Below are 17,016 nucleotides of genomic sequence, written 5' to 3'. Positions count from 1 at the left end.
CTGAATACAAATCCCCTGGATCACCTTCTTGCAACATATTGTCGAAACCACACCTGAATATAACATCTTAATGTAAACTCTAGATCAACATATGATGTTGTTTTATTAAACTTGATTTTCAATATTAAATTATGTAAATAAAATCCTTTTTTATATTAAGTTAAGGTAAATATATTATTATTACTCGCTAAATGAATTGACACAAGTTTTCGGCCGGACCTATAATTTTATTAAACACATCTGCATCTGGGGGTTGTTTTTCTGAACAAAATTTCAATAACTAAGCGACTTTTAATGTTGCTTTTGATCACGCTGATACCAGTTATGTCTTTACCCAAGACTGCTAGTGCGCATCCTCTTAGCGCAAGCTATACCGAGATTACATTCGATCAGGATCAGACAAAGCTGGACTTTTCTATTGATGAGTTATCCGTTCTGGAGAAGGTGGATGTGGATACAAATGGAGACGGTAAGCTGGATCAAGTGGAATTAACGGCTAATCAGGCAACCATCATCCACTTTATCGAGGATTCCATGTACCTCGAAGTCGGACAGCAGGATCAAGCTGGAGAAGATGCCGGCATCGAATTCACGCAGAAGAACGATATGAACTACGTCACCGTCCATTTTATCTATCCGGCAGTTCCTTATGGGGAAACGGTTCATTTAAACGATGGCCTTTATTACAATGACAGCAATACGAACTATGCCAATCTGCTTATCGCAAAAAGCGGCGCCGATGTCAGTCAAGCCATACTGACCGGCAATGAACGCGATTGGACGATGATTCATACAGAACCGCAGCTGGAACAAGGACAGGAAGCCGAGGATTCCGTTTCCGGAGCAGCACTCGATAATCAGTCTTCCGTAACCGCCAATGCAACAACCGATGCAAAGGCTTCATTCAGCTTCAAGGATTCCGCCTGGTACTCCTTCTTCAAGCTTGGCATGCATCACATCTTAGGTGGCTATGACCATTTGCTGTTCCTGCTCGCACTTCTGCTGGGCAGACAGAGCTTTAAGCAGTATGCGGCTACGATTACCGCATTCACCATTGCACACAGTATTACACTAACCTTGACCTATCTCGAGATCTTGCATTTCCCTTCAAGGTTTATTGAATCCATCATCGCATTAAGCATTATATACGTAGCCGTTGAGAATATTTTCTTCAAAAAGATACGATTCCGTTGGCTTGTCACTTTCGCGTTCGGATTGATTCATGGCATGGGCTTCGCTGACATTCTGCTAGGCATGGACATCCCCAAACCATATGTGGCGGTTGATCTGGCAAGCTTCAACATCGGGATTGAATTCATTCAGCTTTGTCTTGTAGCCCTTGCTGTTCCGGTCATCAGGTACGCCCAGCGCTACAAAGGCTACTACCGGACTGTGCAAGCAGCGTCCGTTCTGATCGCTGCAGCCGGAGCTTTCTGGCTCTACGAGCGACTGCTGTAAATGGAAACAAAGTGGCCGTGCGGGGTACTCACCTCTGCACGGCCACTTTTGAATTTTCGATGTACCGACAAACACAAAAGGGACCAACCATCGAAATGGGCAGTCCCTTTTGTTGTGATAAAAAGATTAAATATTATGCTGGATATTTAGATCCGGACGTTTGTTTGTCACGAGATAAACAACACTCTCGCCGATGTTCGTGGCATGGTCACCGATCCGCTCGATGTTGCGGGCTACAAGGTTTAGGACGGTTGCCTGCGTAATGTTGCGCGGATTCTCCATCATAAGCGACAGCAGCTCGCGAGAGATTTGGGCGCAAAGCGCATCAACCTGATCATCTTCCGTTGCCAGCTTGTAAGCCAAGTCCACATTTTCCTGCACAAAAGATTGAATCGACTCATAAGTCATGGTCTGCACGATCTCAGCCATACGCGGCAAGTCAATCAAGGGCTTGATGAGTGATTGTCCCTCGAGACGTACAACAAACTTCGCAATGTTCACGCAAAGGTCGCCCATTCTTTCGAGATCCGACGCAATCTTGAACGCAGCCAAAATCCGGCGCAGGTCCTTGGCAACCGGCTGCTGCGTGGCAATCAGCTTGGAGCCAAGATCAGTAATCTGGTCCTCCAGATGGTTCAGATGCTGGTCATTCGTAATGATAGCTCTTGCTTTCTCAACATCCGTGCCGCTGAGCGCCTTCATTGAATCCACCAGCGCCTCTTCCACGAATGTGCCCATCTCTACGAGCAGATTATGGAGCTGCTCCAAACCATGGTCAAACTCTTTTCTCGTTGCCATCATATTCCTAATCCCCCTTATGTCTTAGCCGAAACGTCCGCTAATGTAATCTTCTGTCCGCTGATCAGTCGGGTTGGAGAACAGCTTCTCCGTTTCCGAGAACTCCACAACCTCACCGTTCAAGAAAAAGACCGTTTGATTCGAAACGCGTGCTGCTTGATGCATGTTATGCGTAACCATCACAATCGTATAACGGTCTTTCAGCTCTTGCGCCAGCTCTTCGATCTTTAGTGTCGAGATCGGGTCAAGCGCCGAAGTTGCTTCGTCCATCAGCAGAACATCCGGATTTACCGCAATTGCACGCGCAATACAAAGCCGCTGCTGCTGACCGCCCGAGAGGCTTAGTGCCGAGCGCTTCATATAGTCCTTCACTTCATCCCAGAGTACGGCAGACTTCAAACTCGTCTCCACAATCTCGTCCAGTTGCTTCTTGCTCGTAATGCCATGAAGGCGCGGGCCATAAGCCACATTGTCGTAGATCGATTTCGGAAACGGATTCGGCTGTTGGAATACCATACCCACCTTCTTGCGAAGGGTCTCCACGTCTACATCATTCGAATAAATTTCCGTTCCGCCAATCGCGATGCTGCCTTCGATTCTTGTGCCCGGAATCATATCGTTCATCCGGTTAAGCGTCCGAAGCAGCGTGGATTTGCCGCAGCCGGAAGGACCGATAAAAGCGGTAATCGCCTTCTCGGGAATGGTGAGCGAAACATCCTTCAAGGCATGGAAAGCTCCGTAATACAAGTTCAGCTTGTTAATGTCAATTAAGGGCTTCGTCTGCAATAAGGTCGTTTGCATGATCGTTCTCCTCCGCATATGCATAGATAATGAACAACAGCCTCAGATGAACGAGTTTCATACTGAGGCTTGGCCATTCATTTCGAAATCATAACCTGAGTTATAATGGGTAACCTATCCGATAACCGGAAATACGCAATTTTACTCTGACGTATCTATCCTACTAGCCGTTTGTAAATCGGGTATTGAAGTTTTGTAAATTCCATGTTAAAAATAGGACCCCAGCAGCTTATCGATCTCCTGCGACACATGCACCGTCTGCTGGTAAGCTTGCTCCGAAAGCTTGCCAATCTGCTCCGAGCTGCTCTTGCTGTTTGCTGATGCCTGGAACAAATGACTGAAGACACTGCCTGCTTCATGAACGCAGGTTTCACTGACAACCGCCTCTTCGCGGCCTTCCCGCGCAAGCCCAGCTGTCTGCTCAATGGCCGCTACAATCGTCTTCGTCAGAGTCGTAATGGACTCAGCGGAACGCTTCGTTTCATTGGCCAGCTTCATAACCTCACCGGCTACAACAGCAAAGCCTCTGCCATGCTCGCCTGCACGCGCTGCTTCAATAGAAGCGTTAATCGCCAGCAGATTGCTTTGCTCCGCCAGCTCTTTGATGAGCTTGGAAACATGGCTGATCGAGCCCGCTTCAGATTGCAGCTCATTCATCCGCTGCTCTTGCTGCATCGAATTGGCTGCCAGCTTGGCGAATGCAGCAGTCACCTTGTCCAATTGATTCTTGCCGCTTAACGTCAAGTCCACCATATCCGCAGATATTTGCTTGCCATCCAGTGCGGATTGCCGAACCGAGCTTACGGCCTGATCAATCTCTTTCACCCGGCTTCCGACGCTGTTGATCGTCTTCACCTGTCCGTCCACCGCTTCCTGCTGAAGCTGTCTGGACATGCGGAGCAGATCGGAGACCGTTAAGATCCCTTTTACCAGACCGTCTTTCGTTACGATGACACAGTTGTATAGAACGCTGTCTTCACGCTTCAGCGCATTATCGATGAGCTGCTGCGGGGAATAGCTTTGGTCCACGATCATAGGAGAAGGGTCCATCAGTTCCGAGACCGGCTTTTCGTAATACAGATCCACGCCAAACCTCTGACTGAGTCGCATAAAAAACTGATTACGCATCATTAGTCCTACAGGCTTGTCCTTCTCCGCTCCATCTCCGCTTATCACTACACATTCGCTGTCCGGATGCTCCTTAAATAAAGCAATGGTGTCTTTGCAGGAACTGGATGCGGCAATTACAGGCACCATCCGGATAAACTCTAACAGGCGGGTTGAGATACGAGCAGGTTCGACTTGTCTTTCTTTCGATTGACGTTCTAATACAGCATTCGTCATGGTCTCTCACCTTTCTCTATGGGCTCCTGTTACTAAATATAGGCCTTAAGCATCAATTCCATTTCATAGAAATGTTATCGCAGCGTTAAAAATGGCCTGATCACCTGTTCAAAAGCAAAAAAATAGCCGTGCAGGTATGCACCGCTATTTTTTAAACTATCATCCTTTAGTTCCACGCCACTTCCACCAGAACACCTTCCGGCTTGCCAGGATACCGGATTAGGAGCGTCCTGGAAGCTTCGTCATACACTTGTTCCGCCTTAAGGCCGTCTGCCGTTACTTGAGCGGGAGCTGAAGAAACGCGCAGGCGAGTGCTGACCGTCATTTCTGACGGGCTTTCCGAACGGAAGGTGATTGTCTTCGCATCCGCCGTTTCGTCCTCAATGCGCGATGAGCTGACAAGAATCTTCGGAATGCCGCCGTCGTTAGCTGCCTCCGCAGCGTTCAGATCGTATAACAAGCAATTGTGACCCGGCTTCAATTCAACGTTATGGAGTATCGGGAGATCATGCTCGAACAGGTCGATATACAGTCCCTCCAATTGATTTCCCTCATGCTTGGTCTCGTCAAGCGCTTGCGCGATAACATACGGCCCCCGCTTGATCCGAAGCATGCCGCTAGTGCGGTACGCTTCGGCCTCGCCTCTGAGCGTGAGCGCTTGCTGCACGCATGCCCGGACCATGTCCGCGCCTTCGCTCGTACGCGACAGAACGGCTGGATGAACGCGGCGCACGATGACAAATCCGGCACCCGCTGCATATTCGCCGTCCTCCTGATTGGCGGATAGTCCCAGCGTCTCGAACAAATGCTGGTCCGGCCGCTCATAGGTTCTCCGGCTGCCTTCCCGGTTCCACCACTCGCGCACGCCATGGAAGTCATCCGATCCGTCGCCGACATAGATGAGCACGCCGCCGTCTCTGACCCATCCCGCAATCGCCTGATGCAGCCCCGCATGCTCGGGCTTCATGTACTCGTAGCTGAGAAGAAGCACTTTGTAATCGTCCAGATACCCCGGGAAGGTCAGCGCGTTGTCCAGCTGCACCGGACGCAGAGGGATGCCGTCCTTCACGAGCGGCAGAGCAAGACCATAAAACGCCGAAAAATCCAGCAGCTCCTGCTGCTCAGGTGACAGCATATCCGATGTCGTCATCCCCTCGGCTTTTTTGTCGCTGGTCAGCGGCTCCGTCTCTTCAGGCACGACATCGCCTCTTTGATACATAGCGGAATTGGACAAGAGCAGGCCGATCCCTCTCGTATAGGCGTCATCTTCTTCTTCCACGTGGTGGTGAAGATCCCGGAGCACGTTCATGACCGTAAGAAGGACGGTCTTGTAACTTGCCGGTATGACTTCTTTTCCTTTACCATCTTCGGTCGGATACCCCAACGTGAATACCCGCCATGGCCAAGGACATACTTCGAACTTCGAGACGCCGGGATGAAGCAGGGAAGCGACAACCGTTGCCCGGTAGTTATGGCGGTAATCGCTCCAGCTATAACGAGGATTGTCTTCAATCGGATCATGCAGGAACCACATATCCCTTCCCGTCCCCCGAGTCAGCTCCTGCATAATGCCGTATTCCAGGAACGCCGTCTCGAAGGTGCGCTCCCTACGGATGCCCTGATACACATTCGACGTTCTCGCCGTTCCCGTCCAAATCTGCGCAATGAACCCATCGCAGGAAGGCATCGAGACGAGCAGCGCCTCCGGGCTGATGATTCGCCATTGCGTGTAATTAATCAGGCTGTGCGTAGGCACGTAGAAACGAACCTGCCGGTCATAGGTAACCAGGGCATATTCTTTCATCTGTGCGCAGAGCCGGTCCAGCGCCCGGTAATACAGATAAGCCTTCAGCTTCGAAGCCCGGTATTGCGCATCCGGCGAGAGGTGAGGAGCCGTCCACGGCTCCCCGTAATAAGTCAGCCACTCTCGCTTGAACGCCTCCGAATAGCCCGACTGCGCCCAGTATTCCGGTTCCTCCAGATGGATGGCCTCGACTCCGCAGTCGATCGCTTTCTTGATATAGGTTGCCAAATACTCGGAGAAAGCGACCGTCGGAACCATATACGGCACATCCTTGCCGTGCTGAATATAGTTGCCGAACCGGTCCATCTGGGCTTCGTCCCAATGATTCCTGCCGTCAAATTTTTCGTACAAATAATCCTGATATTCTCCCCATGAGACACCGGTCATGAGATGAATCGTATAGCCGGCTTTCCTCCAGCCTTCAATCCGTTCCTCGAGCTGGTCCGACAGCCCATACACCATGACGAAATCCGTTCTTAAATCATACTTCGGCCCGTAGGGGCGAGATTCCTGAAATCCCGTCCATTCGGCACGTTCGTGTTTCTTCCCCACTCTTAAGCTGCCTCCTTTGTATCCGAACCGTTAGTTCGGCATTTGAAGGGTAACGATTTCTTTCCCCTTCAGTTTTTCGTTCATATACTTAACGGCGTCGTCGTAGCCCGTTTTCTTCATCTGATTACGCAGATCGTCAATAATCTTCAGCGCTTGTTCATCGCGGCGCTTCCATAATGACGTCTCCAAGCCGCCAAACCCGCTTCCATAAAGCAGTTTGAATCATGGCTCCACCTCCAGGAATGGTATGAGTGATTCGTGATTGTTCTAGGGGCCGACTAGGGTGTGTGATAGGTAGTGTGAAGGATGTAAAGTGCGGTTCATCATGAAGTGTTCTACAGATGCGAATGTTGGTTGGTCTGGCAGCGATCATCCCCCTCGAAATTAAAAGGATTGAGCATCAAGGATTCTTGTTCAATATATTAATATAATCATTATATATAATCAATATTTCATTACAAGGACTAACTTGGACTTTATGACAGTGAAAATGACTATTTTTATTTATAATTCGAGGACACTCGTTTTAATTCGAGGTTTTTCAACCAAATTTGACTCATTTGTTATATTAACATCGCGACACTCCTAACATTATTTTATGAATCTTGCTTTTCGCCAAATAAAAGATAGGACGGAAGCATCATTTTTTTCTAACCAACAAAAAAACTGCAAGCTGAAGCGCCATTATGCGCTTTGCTTGCAGTTTCCGGTCTTAGAGCAGCTGAAGCAGTCAGCTTTTTCACTAGTTAGTGCCGAACGTCTCCAATGGGATGCTTAACGCGTTGATTCGCGAGCCGTCCTCCGCGCTGTATTCGAACAGCTCGAGCATCAGCGTCCCGTTCGAAGGCAGCTGCTCTGGCGGGAGGATAATATCCAATGAGAACGGCGACCAGGCAGGCGCCCCCTCATTCAGCATTTGATGGCCTTCGAGCAAATAATTGTGCCCGTCTTCCACCGCGTATTGCATAACCGCCTCGAACACTCTGCCTTTTCCGGAGACGGTATAATGACCTCCCGAGCCGCTCACTTTTACGTCACAAAACGCCGAATTGCATGGGGCCAGCTCTGAGGAAATAACAACCTTCCCCAGCTTGTTATTCCATGCCACAGAAGCGCCAAGCATATCCCCCACCGCCCTAAGCGGCACGTAGGTGTTTCCTTTGTAATTCAGGACAGGCAGTCCCTGGCCTGTATAGACCGTACCATTTACTTCAATCGGATAACCCGCTTCCGTCAACGAATAAGTCGTCTTGTTCGTAGCCGCCATCGAGGGCAAAGCCGTCATGAGCAGTCCGCCCATCAGTAAACCAACAATAAATCCCTTATATCCACGAAGCATGTCCACACCTCATTTTTCAGAATCCGCCTAACTGCCCGGCCATATTCCCATTCTATGTGGACTAGTGTGTCTAACATGCCAGTTGCCGCACCCGCTCCAAGTACGCCTCAACAAAAACCCCCCTGCTTCATCCAAAATAGGATAGAATCAGGGGGATTTAGACCTAGGCTATCTTCACCAAGCTGTAATTTTTTTTGCCTTTGCGGATAATGATGAAGCGTCCTCCGATTGCGTGCTCCGTGGACACCTCCAGCATAAGGTCGGTCACGCGCTCGCCGTTCATGGAGATAGCGCCGTTTGTGATATCCTCTCTCGCTTGACGCTTGGAAGGCTCGATACCGAGATCAACCAGCCAATCAACGATGTTCTTCGCATCTCCCGCGGATTCGAATGTCGGCATTTCCTTGAAGCCCTGCTCGATTTCGTCTGCGCTGAGCGACTTGATATCACCGCTGAACAACGCGGCCGTAATACGCAGCGCTTGCTGCAGCAGCTCTTCGCTATGGACAAAGCGAGTCATCTCTTCGGCAAGCTTCTTCTGAGCTTCCCGCTTATGAGGCTCCGTATTCACTTTCTCGGCGAGTCCTTCAATCTCTTCCTTGGAGAGGAACGTAAAGTATTTCAAATATTTCACAACATCACGGTCGTCGGTATTCGCCCAGAACTGGTAGAACTCATAAGGCGTCGTCTTATCCGGGTCCAGCCAGATTGCGCCGCCTGCCGTTTTGCCGAACTTCGTGCCGTCAGCCTTCAGCATGAGCGGAATCGTCAAGCCAAACGCCTTCGCTTCGCTGCCTTCCTTCTTGCGGATCAGGTCAAGGCCGCTCGTAATATTGCCCCATTGGTCGGAGCCCCCGATCTGCAGCTGCACGTCTTCTTCTCGGTATAGGTGAAGAAAATCGAGCGATTGCAAAATTTGGTACGAGAATTCCGTAAACGAAATGCCGCTATCGAGCCGGCTCGATACGACATCCTTCGCGAGCATCGTATTGACGCTGAAGTTTTTGCCGTAGTCGCGCAAGAACTCAATGACGTTGATCTTATGGGTCCAGTCATAGTTATTAACCATGCGGATATTGTTGTCGCCTTCGGTGAGGAACAGCTTGCGAAGCTGGGCAGCCAGCGCTTCGACATTCGACTGGATCTGCTCCAGCGTCTGCAAAGAACGCTCGGATGTGCGGCCGCTTGGGTCGCCAATCGTTCCCGTTGCGCCTCCGATCAGAATGACAGGCCGGTGGCCTGCCAACTGGAATCGCTTGAGCACCATGAATGGGATCAAGTGGCCGATATGCATACTGTCTCCCGTCGGATCGACTCCGCAATATAGCGAGACGGCCTTCTCGTTTGTCAAAGCGCGGAGTCCCTCTTCATCGGTTTGTTGATTAATGGCATCTCGCCATTCCAGTTCATCAATAATGTTCATTGTCAGCTCTCCTTTTTTTAAATAAAAATAAAAAAACGCCCCTAGTCTATACAGACATAGGGACGATTTGATCACCGTGTTACCACCCAAATTGCATGAAGACGCCGCGCGCACGCAAACGTTCATACCGCTCTCGGGCGAGATATCGTTCGCCAATTCCGCCCGGCATTACCCGAGATGCTCCAGAGTGTATTTCGCGGGACTTAATGTGTGCCGGGTTCCATCGCCCCCCGGCTTTCTAGAACAGGGATTAAGCCGCTACTGCGCTCATTCGTCGCATAAGTTATATCAGATTACAGAAATTATAGAGAATGGCGCAATAAATGTCAATCTATTATCATTTAAGCTGAGTTTCCGGCTTGGAACAGGCTGCGGAAAGCAGCTGGTTTAGGCATGGAAGCTTGCTTTTCTTTTCAGAATACGCACGCCATTGAGCGGAAGCGCCAGCTCATTACCCGCTTTACCGCCGGCCAGTACATCTTCGTACTCCTGCTCATCCAGCTTAACAAGCTGCTCCGTCTCGCTGAAGTTCATCACAAACACATAATCATGCTCGCCGTCGGAGCGTAATTGCGCCGTCACGCCGTGCGGAAGCTCCGTATCAATAACACGCTTCAGCCCTTCCTGTTCCACCAGCTTCTTGAAGAAGTCGGTAAAGAACGGCTCCTTGTTACGGGAAGCCACATAATAAGCTTTGCCTTCGCCAAGCTGGTTCACAGTCAAGGCCGGACGGCCAGCGTAGAAGTCATCGCCGTATACGGCCAATGCTTCTGCGCCTTCCAGGTGGATCAGATCGCACAGCTCATAAGCCTCGTACTCGCCTTGAAGCCCCAGCTTGTTGCCTGCCGACATCACGACACGGTTCGTCTCGCCGTCATGCAGGGAATCGATCTCCTCCGACCAGATGCCAAGCGTCTTGCGAAGCGGTCCCGGGAAGCCGTCAAGGAAGCAAAGGTCGCTTTCGTTTACGATACCGGACCAGTACGTAGCTACGAAAGTACCGCCGTTACGCACAAACTCCTCAATTCGCTCGCCAACACCCGGACGCACCATGTACAGCATCGGGGCAATGAGAAGCTTGTACGAGTCAAGCGCACATTCCGAATCGATAATATCAACGGGCACGCCCATATCCCAGAGCGGACGGTAGTGACGTTTCAATGTTTCTTCATAATGGATGCCGCCGTTGCGGGGGCCTTGCGAATCCTTCACGGCCCAGCGGTTCTCCCAGTCATTGATGATCGCTACTTGCGGCTTCACCGAGGTTCCGACAACTTCTTGGAGCTGTTCCAGTGCTTGACCTACGTCCGTAACATCCTTGAAGACGCGGGTATTCTCATGACCGACATGATCTACTACCGCACCATGCAGCTTCTCGCTGGAGCCGCGGCTTTTGCGCCATTGGAAATATTGAACCGTATCCGAGCCGTGCGCAACCGCCTGCATCGACGCAAGCAAATGCATGCCCGGCTTCTTCAGCTTGCTGATAGGCTGCCAGTTCGTCATGCTTGGCGTGCTTTCCATCAGCATAAACGGCTTGCCGCCTTTTAGCGAACGGAACACGTCATGGTTGAAGCCGATCCATGCCGCAAGCTCGCTTTGATCCTTCGCATCATGCCAGGTCGGGTAAGCATCCCACGAGATCATGTCGAGAAGATCGGCAAACTTCCAATAGTTCAGCGGCTCAAAGTCCAGCATGAAGTTTGTAGTAATCGGCAGCTCCGGATTAATCTCGCGCAGCGGCTCCATCTCCTTGCGGCAGAAATCGACGGTCTGGTCGGTTACGAATCGTCTCCAGTCCACATTCATGCCGTGAACGGCTTTTTCGCCGCGGTAGGTTGGGGTTTCGATCTGGCTGAAGCTTGTATATTTATGTGCCCAGAACGTTGTCCACCAGGCATGGTTCAATGCTTCGATCGTGCCGTAACGCTTCTCCAGCCACTGTTGGAAGGCTTCTGTACAGTAGTTGCAATGGCACTCGCCGCCAAACTCATTGGAGATATGCCAGCCGATTACCGCCGGATGCTCCGAGTAACGTTCAGCCAGCTTGCGGTTCATCTCCTGCACCTTCGCGCGGTATACCGGCGAAGAGAAGCAGTGGTTATGGCGCGCGCCGTGCAGGTTGCGGATTCCGTTCTCTTCTACGCGAAGAACCTCCGGATATTTTTGCGACATCCAGGCTGGTCTTGCACCGCTTGGCGTTGCCAGCAAAGCATAGATCCCGTTCGCTGCAAAGCGGTCAAGCAATTGGTCCATCCATTCAAACGTATATACGCCTTCTTCAGGCTCATAAGCTGCCCATGAGAAAATGCCGACAGACATCACATTGCTGCTCGACAGCTTCATCAGACGGATATCTTCTTCCAGAACATGAGGATAATCAAGCCATTGATCGGGGTTATAATCCGCTCCATGGAGCATTTGCGGGAATTTGTTGCTGAGTGGCGGGAACTTCAAAGTCATTGTTATTAACCTCCATACGAGTGTTATGTCTATTACGATATTAATATTGTAATACGCATTCAAATCCAATAAAATCACATTATATTCACATTACTTTAAAAATATGAAACTGGAAGTGGCTCCATCATGGATAAATTGGTATTTCCGATTCTGGCCGATTCCGACCGTAAGCTTCCCCTCTATGTAGATATAATCGGACACTGGAATAATCAAGAGACGATTGATCGTCAGCAGGGTTTTCCGCATTACCAGTGGCTGCAGGCAACCGGCGGCGAGGGCGAATTGTGGATCGGCGAAGAGCGATATACGGTGAAAGCCGGTCAGGGCTTTTGCTTATTTCCCGGTGTTCCTCACCGTTATTATGCGGTCCGTGAGCCTTGGGATGTTTATTTTATCAGCTTTGGCGGCAGCCTGGCCGAGGATTTGCTTGCGCAAGCCGGCATTAAAGAGCCCGGGCTCTATTCCGTTACCGACAGCGAGATGATCGTCGCTCATCTGCGGGGTATTTCCGCTATGGCGGAATCCGGGCTTCCTTTTCTCGGAATCGAATGCTCCAAGCTTGTTTATCTGTTCCTGCTGGATCTGATGAAGGTAGTCCAAGTGAGCACTCAATCCGCGGAGCAGTATTATACCAGGCTCAATCCGGTCATTCGATATATTGAAGAGCATATCGACGGCGTGATGACCATTCAAGACTTGTCTTCACGCATAGGCGTTACCCCGCAATATCTGTGCCGCCTCTTCAAGCAGCTGATGGGCATGCGGCCGATGGAATACGTGAACCGTGAGCGCATTAACCGCAGCAAGGAGCTGATGTATCTCGGGAGAGAAAATAAGATGCACGAGATCGCTTCGATGGTTGGCTTCGACAGCGCGAGCTACTTCACCACGGTCTTCAAGAAGCTGGAGGGGATGAGTCCGGAGCAGTTCAAGAAGCTGCATGGCATTCATTAGATTTTGGTTCACCTCAGGCGTTTCAGTTATAATGGTGGGGATAAGATAGAGAAGGAGGCTTGTCCATGACAAGCAGCAGCAAACAACTTGTATGGGATGCGATTGAATCCCATGCAGAATCATTCAAACAAATCTCACGGACAATTGGCGCCAATCCGGAGCTTGGCCACGAGGAATTCAAGTCGGCCGCTATGCTGTGCGCTGAGCTGGAGAGACATGGCTTCTCGGTAGAACGGGGAACGCTTGGCATCCCTACTGCATTTATTGGAACCTATTCTTCCGGCAAACCGGGTCCAACAGTCGCCTTCCTCTGCGAATATGATGCCTTGCCCGATATCGGCCATGCCTGCGGCCATCATCTGATCTGCACGATGGGAATTGCGGCGGCGGTCGGATTAAAGGCCGTACTGGATCAATACGGCGGAACAATCCGCGTCTACGGCACCCCGGCTGAGGAAACGAAAGGCGCTAAAGTGCCGATGTCCGAAGCCGGATTGTTTGACGACTGCGACTTTGCCCTTATGGCGCATCCCTACTATACATTCGAGAAATCCGGCGATTCGCTTGCGCTTGACGCCATCCGGTTCGAATATTTCGGCAAGCCGGCTCATGCGGCAGCAAGCCCTTATGAAGGCATTAACGCGCTCGATGCCGTTCTGCAGCTGTTCAACAGCGTGAATGCGCTCCGTCAGCAGACCCGAAGCGATGCACGCATCCATGGCATCATCGATAACGGCGGCAAAGCGCCAAACGTCATTCCGGACTATGCTTCCGCCCAGTTTTACGTGCGTTCCGCCACCCGGGCTTACACGAATGAACTGGCCGAGAAGGTACGCCGCTGCGCCGAAGGAGCAGCGCTGCAGACCGGCTGCAGGCTGGAGATGAATAATTACGAATTCTCCTACGATGAGCTGCTTACGAATGAGGCGTTATCCGAATGCTTTACGGCTAATCTGCTTGAATTAGGCGTAAAGCCGGAAGAGATTGAGACCGGAAAGGATCACGGCTCGCTGGATCTTGGCAATGTGTCCGTCCGTTGTCCCGCTATTCATCCTTATGTGAAAATGGTTGAGGAACGCTTCCTTCTCCACACGGTGGAATTCCGTGATGCGGCGATGACCGAGCGTGCGCTTGACCGGATGATCTTCGCCGCCAAGACACTCGCTGCAACGGCTTATGACGTCGTTGCCGATCCGGCTTTGCTTGCAAGAATTCGCGAGGAATTCGAGCTGAAGACCAAGAAATAACCGCCCATCCTGAACATACGTTCATTAGAGGCTTCTCTTCGCCTGAGCATTGGTGAAGGAAGCCTCTTCGCTTGCGGATGAAGCAGGATTAACCGCTAATCCTAACGAATAGTCATAAGGCAATGGTTCTACCATCCATTTCCTATTTTCTAAACTATTGATCAAGAGAGGGCAGGTGTATCCAATTGAAATTTAATGAGTATCGTTATGAACGTCCCGAAGTAGCGTCTTTCGAGAAACAATTCAAGGAGCTTCTATCCGCGTTTAATGCAGCAAGCCGTTTCGAAGAGCAGGATGCCGCAATGTCGGGCATGAATAAGCTGCGGAGCGAATTTGACACGATGCAGCAGATTGCGAGCATCCGTCATTCGATTGATACCAACGATGAATTTTATAAAGCCGAACAGGATTTCTTCGACGAGAACGGGCCTGTCGTACAGGAATACATAACCGATTATTACCGGGCGTTGGTCAATTCCCCATTCCGTGCAGAGCTTGAGAACAAATGGGGCCGTCAGCTGTTCCAGCTGGCCGAGCTGTCGCTGAAGACATTCAGCCCGGAGGTCATCGAGGATCTCCAGCAGGAGAACAAGCTGTCTACCGAATACTCGAAGCTGATTGCTTCGGCCAAAATCATGTTCGACGGTGAAGAACGGACGTTGTCCCAACTCTCCCCTTTCCAGCAATCGACTGACCGCTCTGTACGCAAAGCTGCATCGGAAGCTTCCTCCGGCTTTATGGCGGAGAATGAGGCTGAGTTCGACCGGATCTATGATGAGCTTGTGAAAGTACGTACCCGAATTGCGAAAAAGCTGGGCTTCGCGAATTTCGTTGAGCTTGGTTATGCGCGTATGAGCCGTACCGATTATACGGCGGAGATGGTCGCAAACTTCCGCAATCAGGTGCTTGAGCATATCGTGCCTGTTGCAACCAAGCTGAAGGAACGCCAGCGTCAGCGGATTGGTGTGGATCAGCTCTACTACTACGATGAGAATCTCGCTTTCCTGTCCGGGAATGCGAAGCCCAAAGGCAGCCCGGAATGGATCGTTGACAATGGTGCCAGGATGTACGCCGAGCTGTCGCCCGAGACGGATGAATTTTTCACCTTCATGCAGGAGAACGGGCTAATGGACCTGGTTGCCAAAAAAGGCAAGCAAGGCGGCGGTTACTGTACGTATATCAGCGAGTACGGCGCGCCGTTTATTTTCTCCAACTTTAACGGTACTGCCGGTGATATCGACGTCCTGACGCATGAAGCCGGCCACGCCTTCCAGGTATATGAGAGCAGAAGCTTTGCCGTACCGGAATATGCCTTCCCGACTTACGAAGCCTGTGAGATCCATTCGATGAGTATGGAGTTCTTCACTTGGCCGTGGATGGACCTATTCTTCAAGGAGGATGTGGATAAATACCGGTTCCAGCATCTGGCGGGCTCCCTGCTCTTCCTCCCTTACGGCGTAACGGTAGACGAATTCCAGCACTTCGTCTATGAGAATCCGGATGCTACGCCAGCCGAGCGCAAAGCGGCATGGCGGGAAATCGAGAAGAAATATTTGCCGCACCGCGACTATGAGGAAAACAGCTATCTGGATCACGGTGCCTATTGGCAGCGTCAAGGGCATGTCTTCGGCAGTCCGTTCTACTATATCGACTACACCTTGGCGCAGATCTGTGCCTTTCAGTTCTGGAAAAGAATGCACGAGGACCGGACTGCCGCATGGACAGATTACCTCAACTTGTGCCGCCAGGGCGGAAGCCTCTCCTTCACCGAGCTGGTTAAGGTTGCCGGCCTCATCTCGCCGTTCGAGGATGGCTGCGTCACTTCGGTCATCGGCAGCATCGACAGCTGGCTGGATAGTGTAGACGACAAAGCGCTGTAAGGAGGCCGAAGCATGACGATTACGTTCCGGCCCCTAAGCGAGCTTCCGATCAAGGAAGTATCGGAGCTATGGAATCAAGCCTTTGAAGGTTATTTCGTTCCAGCAGCTATCCCGCTGGAGCGGTTCATCAGCCGAACTGCCACGGAAGGTCTCTCGCTTGAGCACTCCTTCGCCTGTTATGTCGACGGTGAGCCCGCGGGACTGGTGATGAACGGTTTCCGCGAGCAAGAGGACAGGAAGCTGGCTTGGAACGGTGGAACAGCGATCGTACCCGCTTTCCGAAACAAGGGTATCGGCAAAGCCCTTATGCAAAGGAATCTCGAGTTGTATGAGGAACTAGGCGTCAGCCAGGCAAATCTTGAAGCGATATCGCAGAATGATAATGCTATTCGGCTATATGAGGGGATGGGGTATGAGCAGGTCGACCGCCTTCTCATCCTGTCGACGGAGAAGCCCATTCCGGATATGGATGATACGTATGAGCATCCTTATCAGATTGCGCTCGGCATGGCGGCGGAAGCCGCAAGACTTCCGCTCTACTCTCCAGGCGAAGTATGGCAGGCTGACCTGCCTAGCTTGAAAGATGGCGAAAGTGTAGCCGTCTTTGATGGCGGCGAGGCAGCAGGTTATGCGTTGTACCGGCGGACCTTCAGTCCGGACGGCATGTTAACGGGCATCGTCCTGTACCGGCTAGAGGTCGCAGCCGGCCGTACCGATACCAAGGATATTATGCTGGCCGCTTTGCATGAGGTATGGCAGCCCGGCGAGACTTGCCGGCGTTCCGCCTTTAATATTCGGGCATCCCATACGTTGCTCGTTGAGCTGCTGACCGAAATGGGATTAACGGCAACGATGGAGCAGGTATTGATGATCCGCGATATGTCTGAAGCTGAGGTTAAGATCCCTGAGGGACCCTAACCTTAGTACAAGATACCATCTATTCGACGTTAAGG

At 51.1% G+C, this 17,016-nt stretch carries 13 protein-coding genes; 5 read left to right on the top strand and 8 right to left on the bottom strand.

Going from position 1 to position 17,016, the window contains the following annotated elements; translation table 11 throughout:
• Positions 1 to 324 precede the first annotated feature (324 nt).
• Positions 325 to 1,458: a HupE/UreJ family protein gene (locus BM200_RS15435; RefSeq protein ID WP_175532883.1), complete on the top strand. Its 1,134-nt coding sequence runs from the start codon at positions 325 to 327 to the stop codon at positions 1,456 to 1,458.
• 126 nt (positions 1,459 to 1,584) lie between these two features.
• Here BM200_RS15435 and phoU read toward each other — a convergent pair whose 3' ends face one another.
• The 8 genes from phoU to BM200_RS15400 all read right to left on the bottom strand — a co-directional run bounded on the left by phoU (position 1,585) and on the right by BM200_RS15400 (position 11,982).
• On the bottom strand, positions 1,585 to 2,256 hold the full coding sequence (gene phoU / locus BM200_RS15430; RefSeq protein WP_091187900.1) for a phosphate signaling complex protein PhoU: 672 nt from the start codon (positions 2,254 to 2,256) through the stop codon (positions 1,585 to 1,587).
• A 24-nt stretch (positions 2,257 to 2,280) separates the two neighbouring features.
• Complete coding sequence (gene pstB / locus BM200_RS15425; RefSeq protein WP_217649569.1) at positions 2,281 to 3,057, bottom strand: phosphate ABC transporter ATP-binding protein PstB; 777 nt, start codon at positions 3,055 to 3,057, stop codon at positions 2,281 to 2,283.
• 207 nt (positions 3,058 to 3,264) lie between these two features.
• Positions 3,265 to 4,401, bottom strand: coding sequence for a methyl-accepting chemotaxis protein (locus BM200_RS15420; protein ID WP_091187090.1), 1,137 nt, complete (start codon positions 4,399 to 4,401; stop codon positions 3,265 to 3,267).
• Positions 4,402 to 4,567: 166 nt separating this feature from the next.
• Positions 4,568 to 6,757 (bottom strand): hypothetical protein, encoded by a 2,190-nt coding sequence (locus BM200_RS15415; RefSeq protein WP_091187087.1) that lies wholly within the window; start codon positions 6,755 to 6,757, stop codon positions 4,568 to 4,570.
• A gap of 30 nt (positions 6,758 to 6,787) precedes the next feature.
• Complete coding sequence (locus BM200_RS30035) at positions 6,788 to 6,946, bottom strand: hypothetical protein (protein ID WP_175532882.1); 159 nt, start codon at positions 6,944 to 6,946, stop codon at positions 6,788 to 6,790.
• 553 nt (positions 6,947 to 7,499) lie between these two features.
• Positions 7,500 to 8,096 (bottom strand): Gmad2 immunoglobulin-like domain-containing protein, encoded by a 597-nt coding sequence (locus BM200_RS15410; protein ID WP_091187085.1) that lies wholly within the window; start codon positions 8,094 to 8,096, stop codon positions 7,500 to 7,502.
• Between the two features lie 163 nt (positions 8,097 to 8,259).
• Positions 8,260 to 9,519 carry a tyrosine--tRNA ligase gene (gene tyrS, locus BM200_RS15405; RefSeq protein ID WP_091187082.1) on the bottom strand — a complete coding sequence of 420 codons (1,260 nt, stop codon included), beginning with the start codon at positions 9,517 to 9,519 and terminating at the stop codon, positions 8,260 to 8,262.
• 387 nt (positions 9,520 to 9,906) lie between these two features.
• A complete protein-coding gene (locus tag BM200_RS15400; protein WP_091187080.1) occupies positions 9,907 to 11,982 on the bottom strand; it encodes a beta-galactosidase in 2,076 nt (691 codons plus the stop codon).
• Between the two features lie 126 nt (positions 11,983 to 12,108).
• On the opposite strand from BM200_RS15400, the gene BM200_RS15395 reads away from it, so the two are divergent.
• The 4 genes from BM200_RS15395 to BM200_RS15380 all read left to right on the top strand — a co-directional run bounded on the left by BM200_RS15395 (position 12,109) and on the right by BM200_RS15380 (position 16,981).
• Positions 12,109 to 12,936 carry an AraC family transcriptional regulator gene (locus BM200_RS15395; RefSeq protein WP_091187078.1) on the top strand — a complete coding sequence of 276 codons (828 nt, stop codon included), beginning with the start codon at positions 12,109 to 12,111 and terminating at the stop codon, positions 12,934 to 12,936.
• Positions 12,937 to 13,001: 65 nt separating this feature from the next.
• Positions 13,002 to 14,183 carry a M20 family metallopeptidase gene (locus BM200_RS15390; protein WP_091187076.1) on the top strand — a complete coding sequence of 394 codons (1,182 nt, stop codon included), beginning with the start codon at positions 13,002 to 13,004 and terminating at the stop codon, positions 14,181 to 14,183.
• Positions 14,184 to 14,368: 185 nt separating this feature from the next.
• Positions 14,369 to 16,063: a M3 family oligoendopeptidase gene (locus BM200_RS15385; protein ID WP_091187073.1), complete on the top strand. Its 1,695-nt coding sequence runs from the start codon at positions 14,369 to 14,371 to the stop codon at positions 16,061 to 16,063.
• Positions 16,064 to 16,075: 12 nt separating this feature from the next.
• A complete protein-coding gene (locus tag BM200_RS15380) occupies positions 16,076 to 16,981 on the top strand; it encodes a GNAT family N-acetyltransferase (protein ID WP_091187071.1) in 906 nt (301 codons plus the stop codon).
• Positions 16,982 to 17,016 lie beyond the last annotated feature (35 nt).

Origin of the sequence: Paenibacillus catalpae (assembly GCF_900112695.1) — a bacterium.
Lineage (GTDB): Bacteria > Bacillota > Bacilli > Paenibacillales > Paenibacillaceae > Pristimantibacillus > Pristimantibacillus catalpae.
Note: the sequence above shows the minus strand (reverse complement) of the source record. Positions and strands in the feature narration are given on the sequence as shown.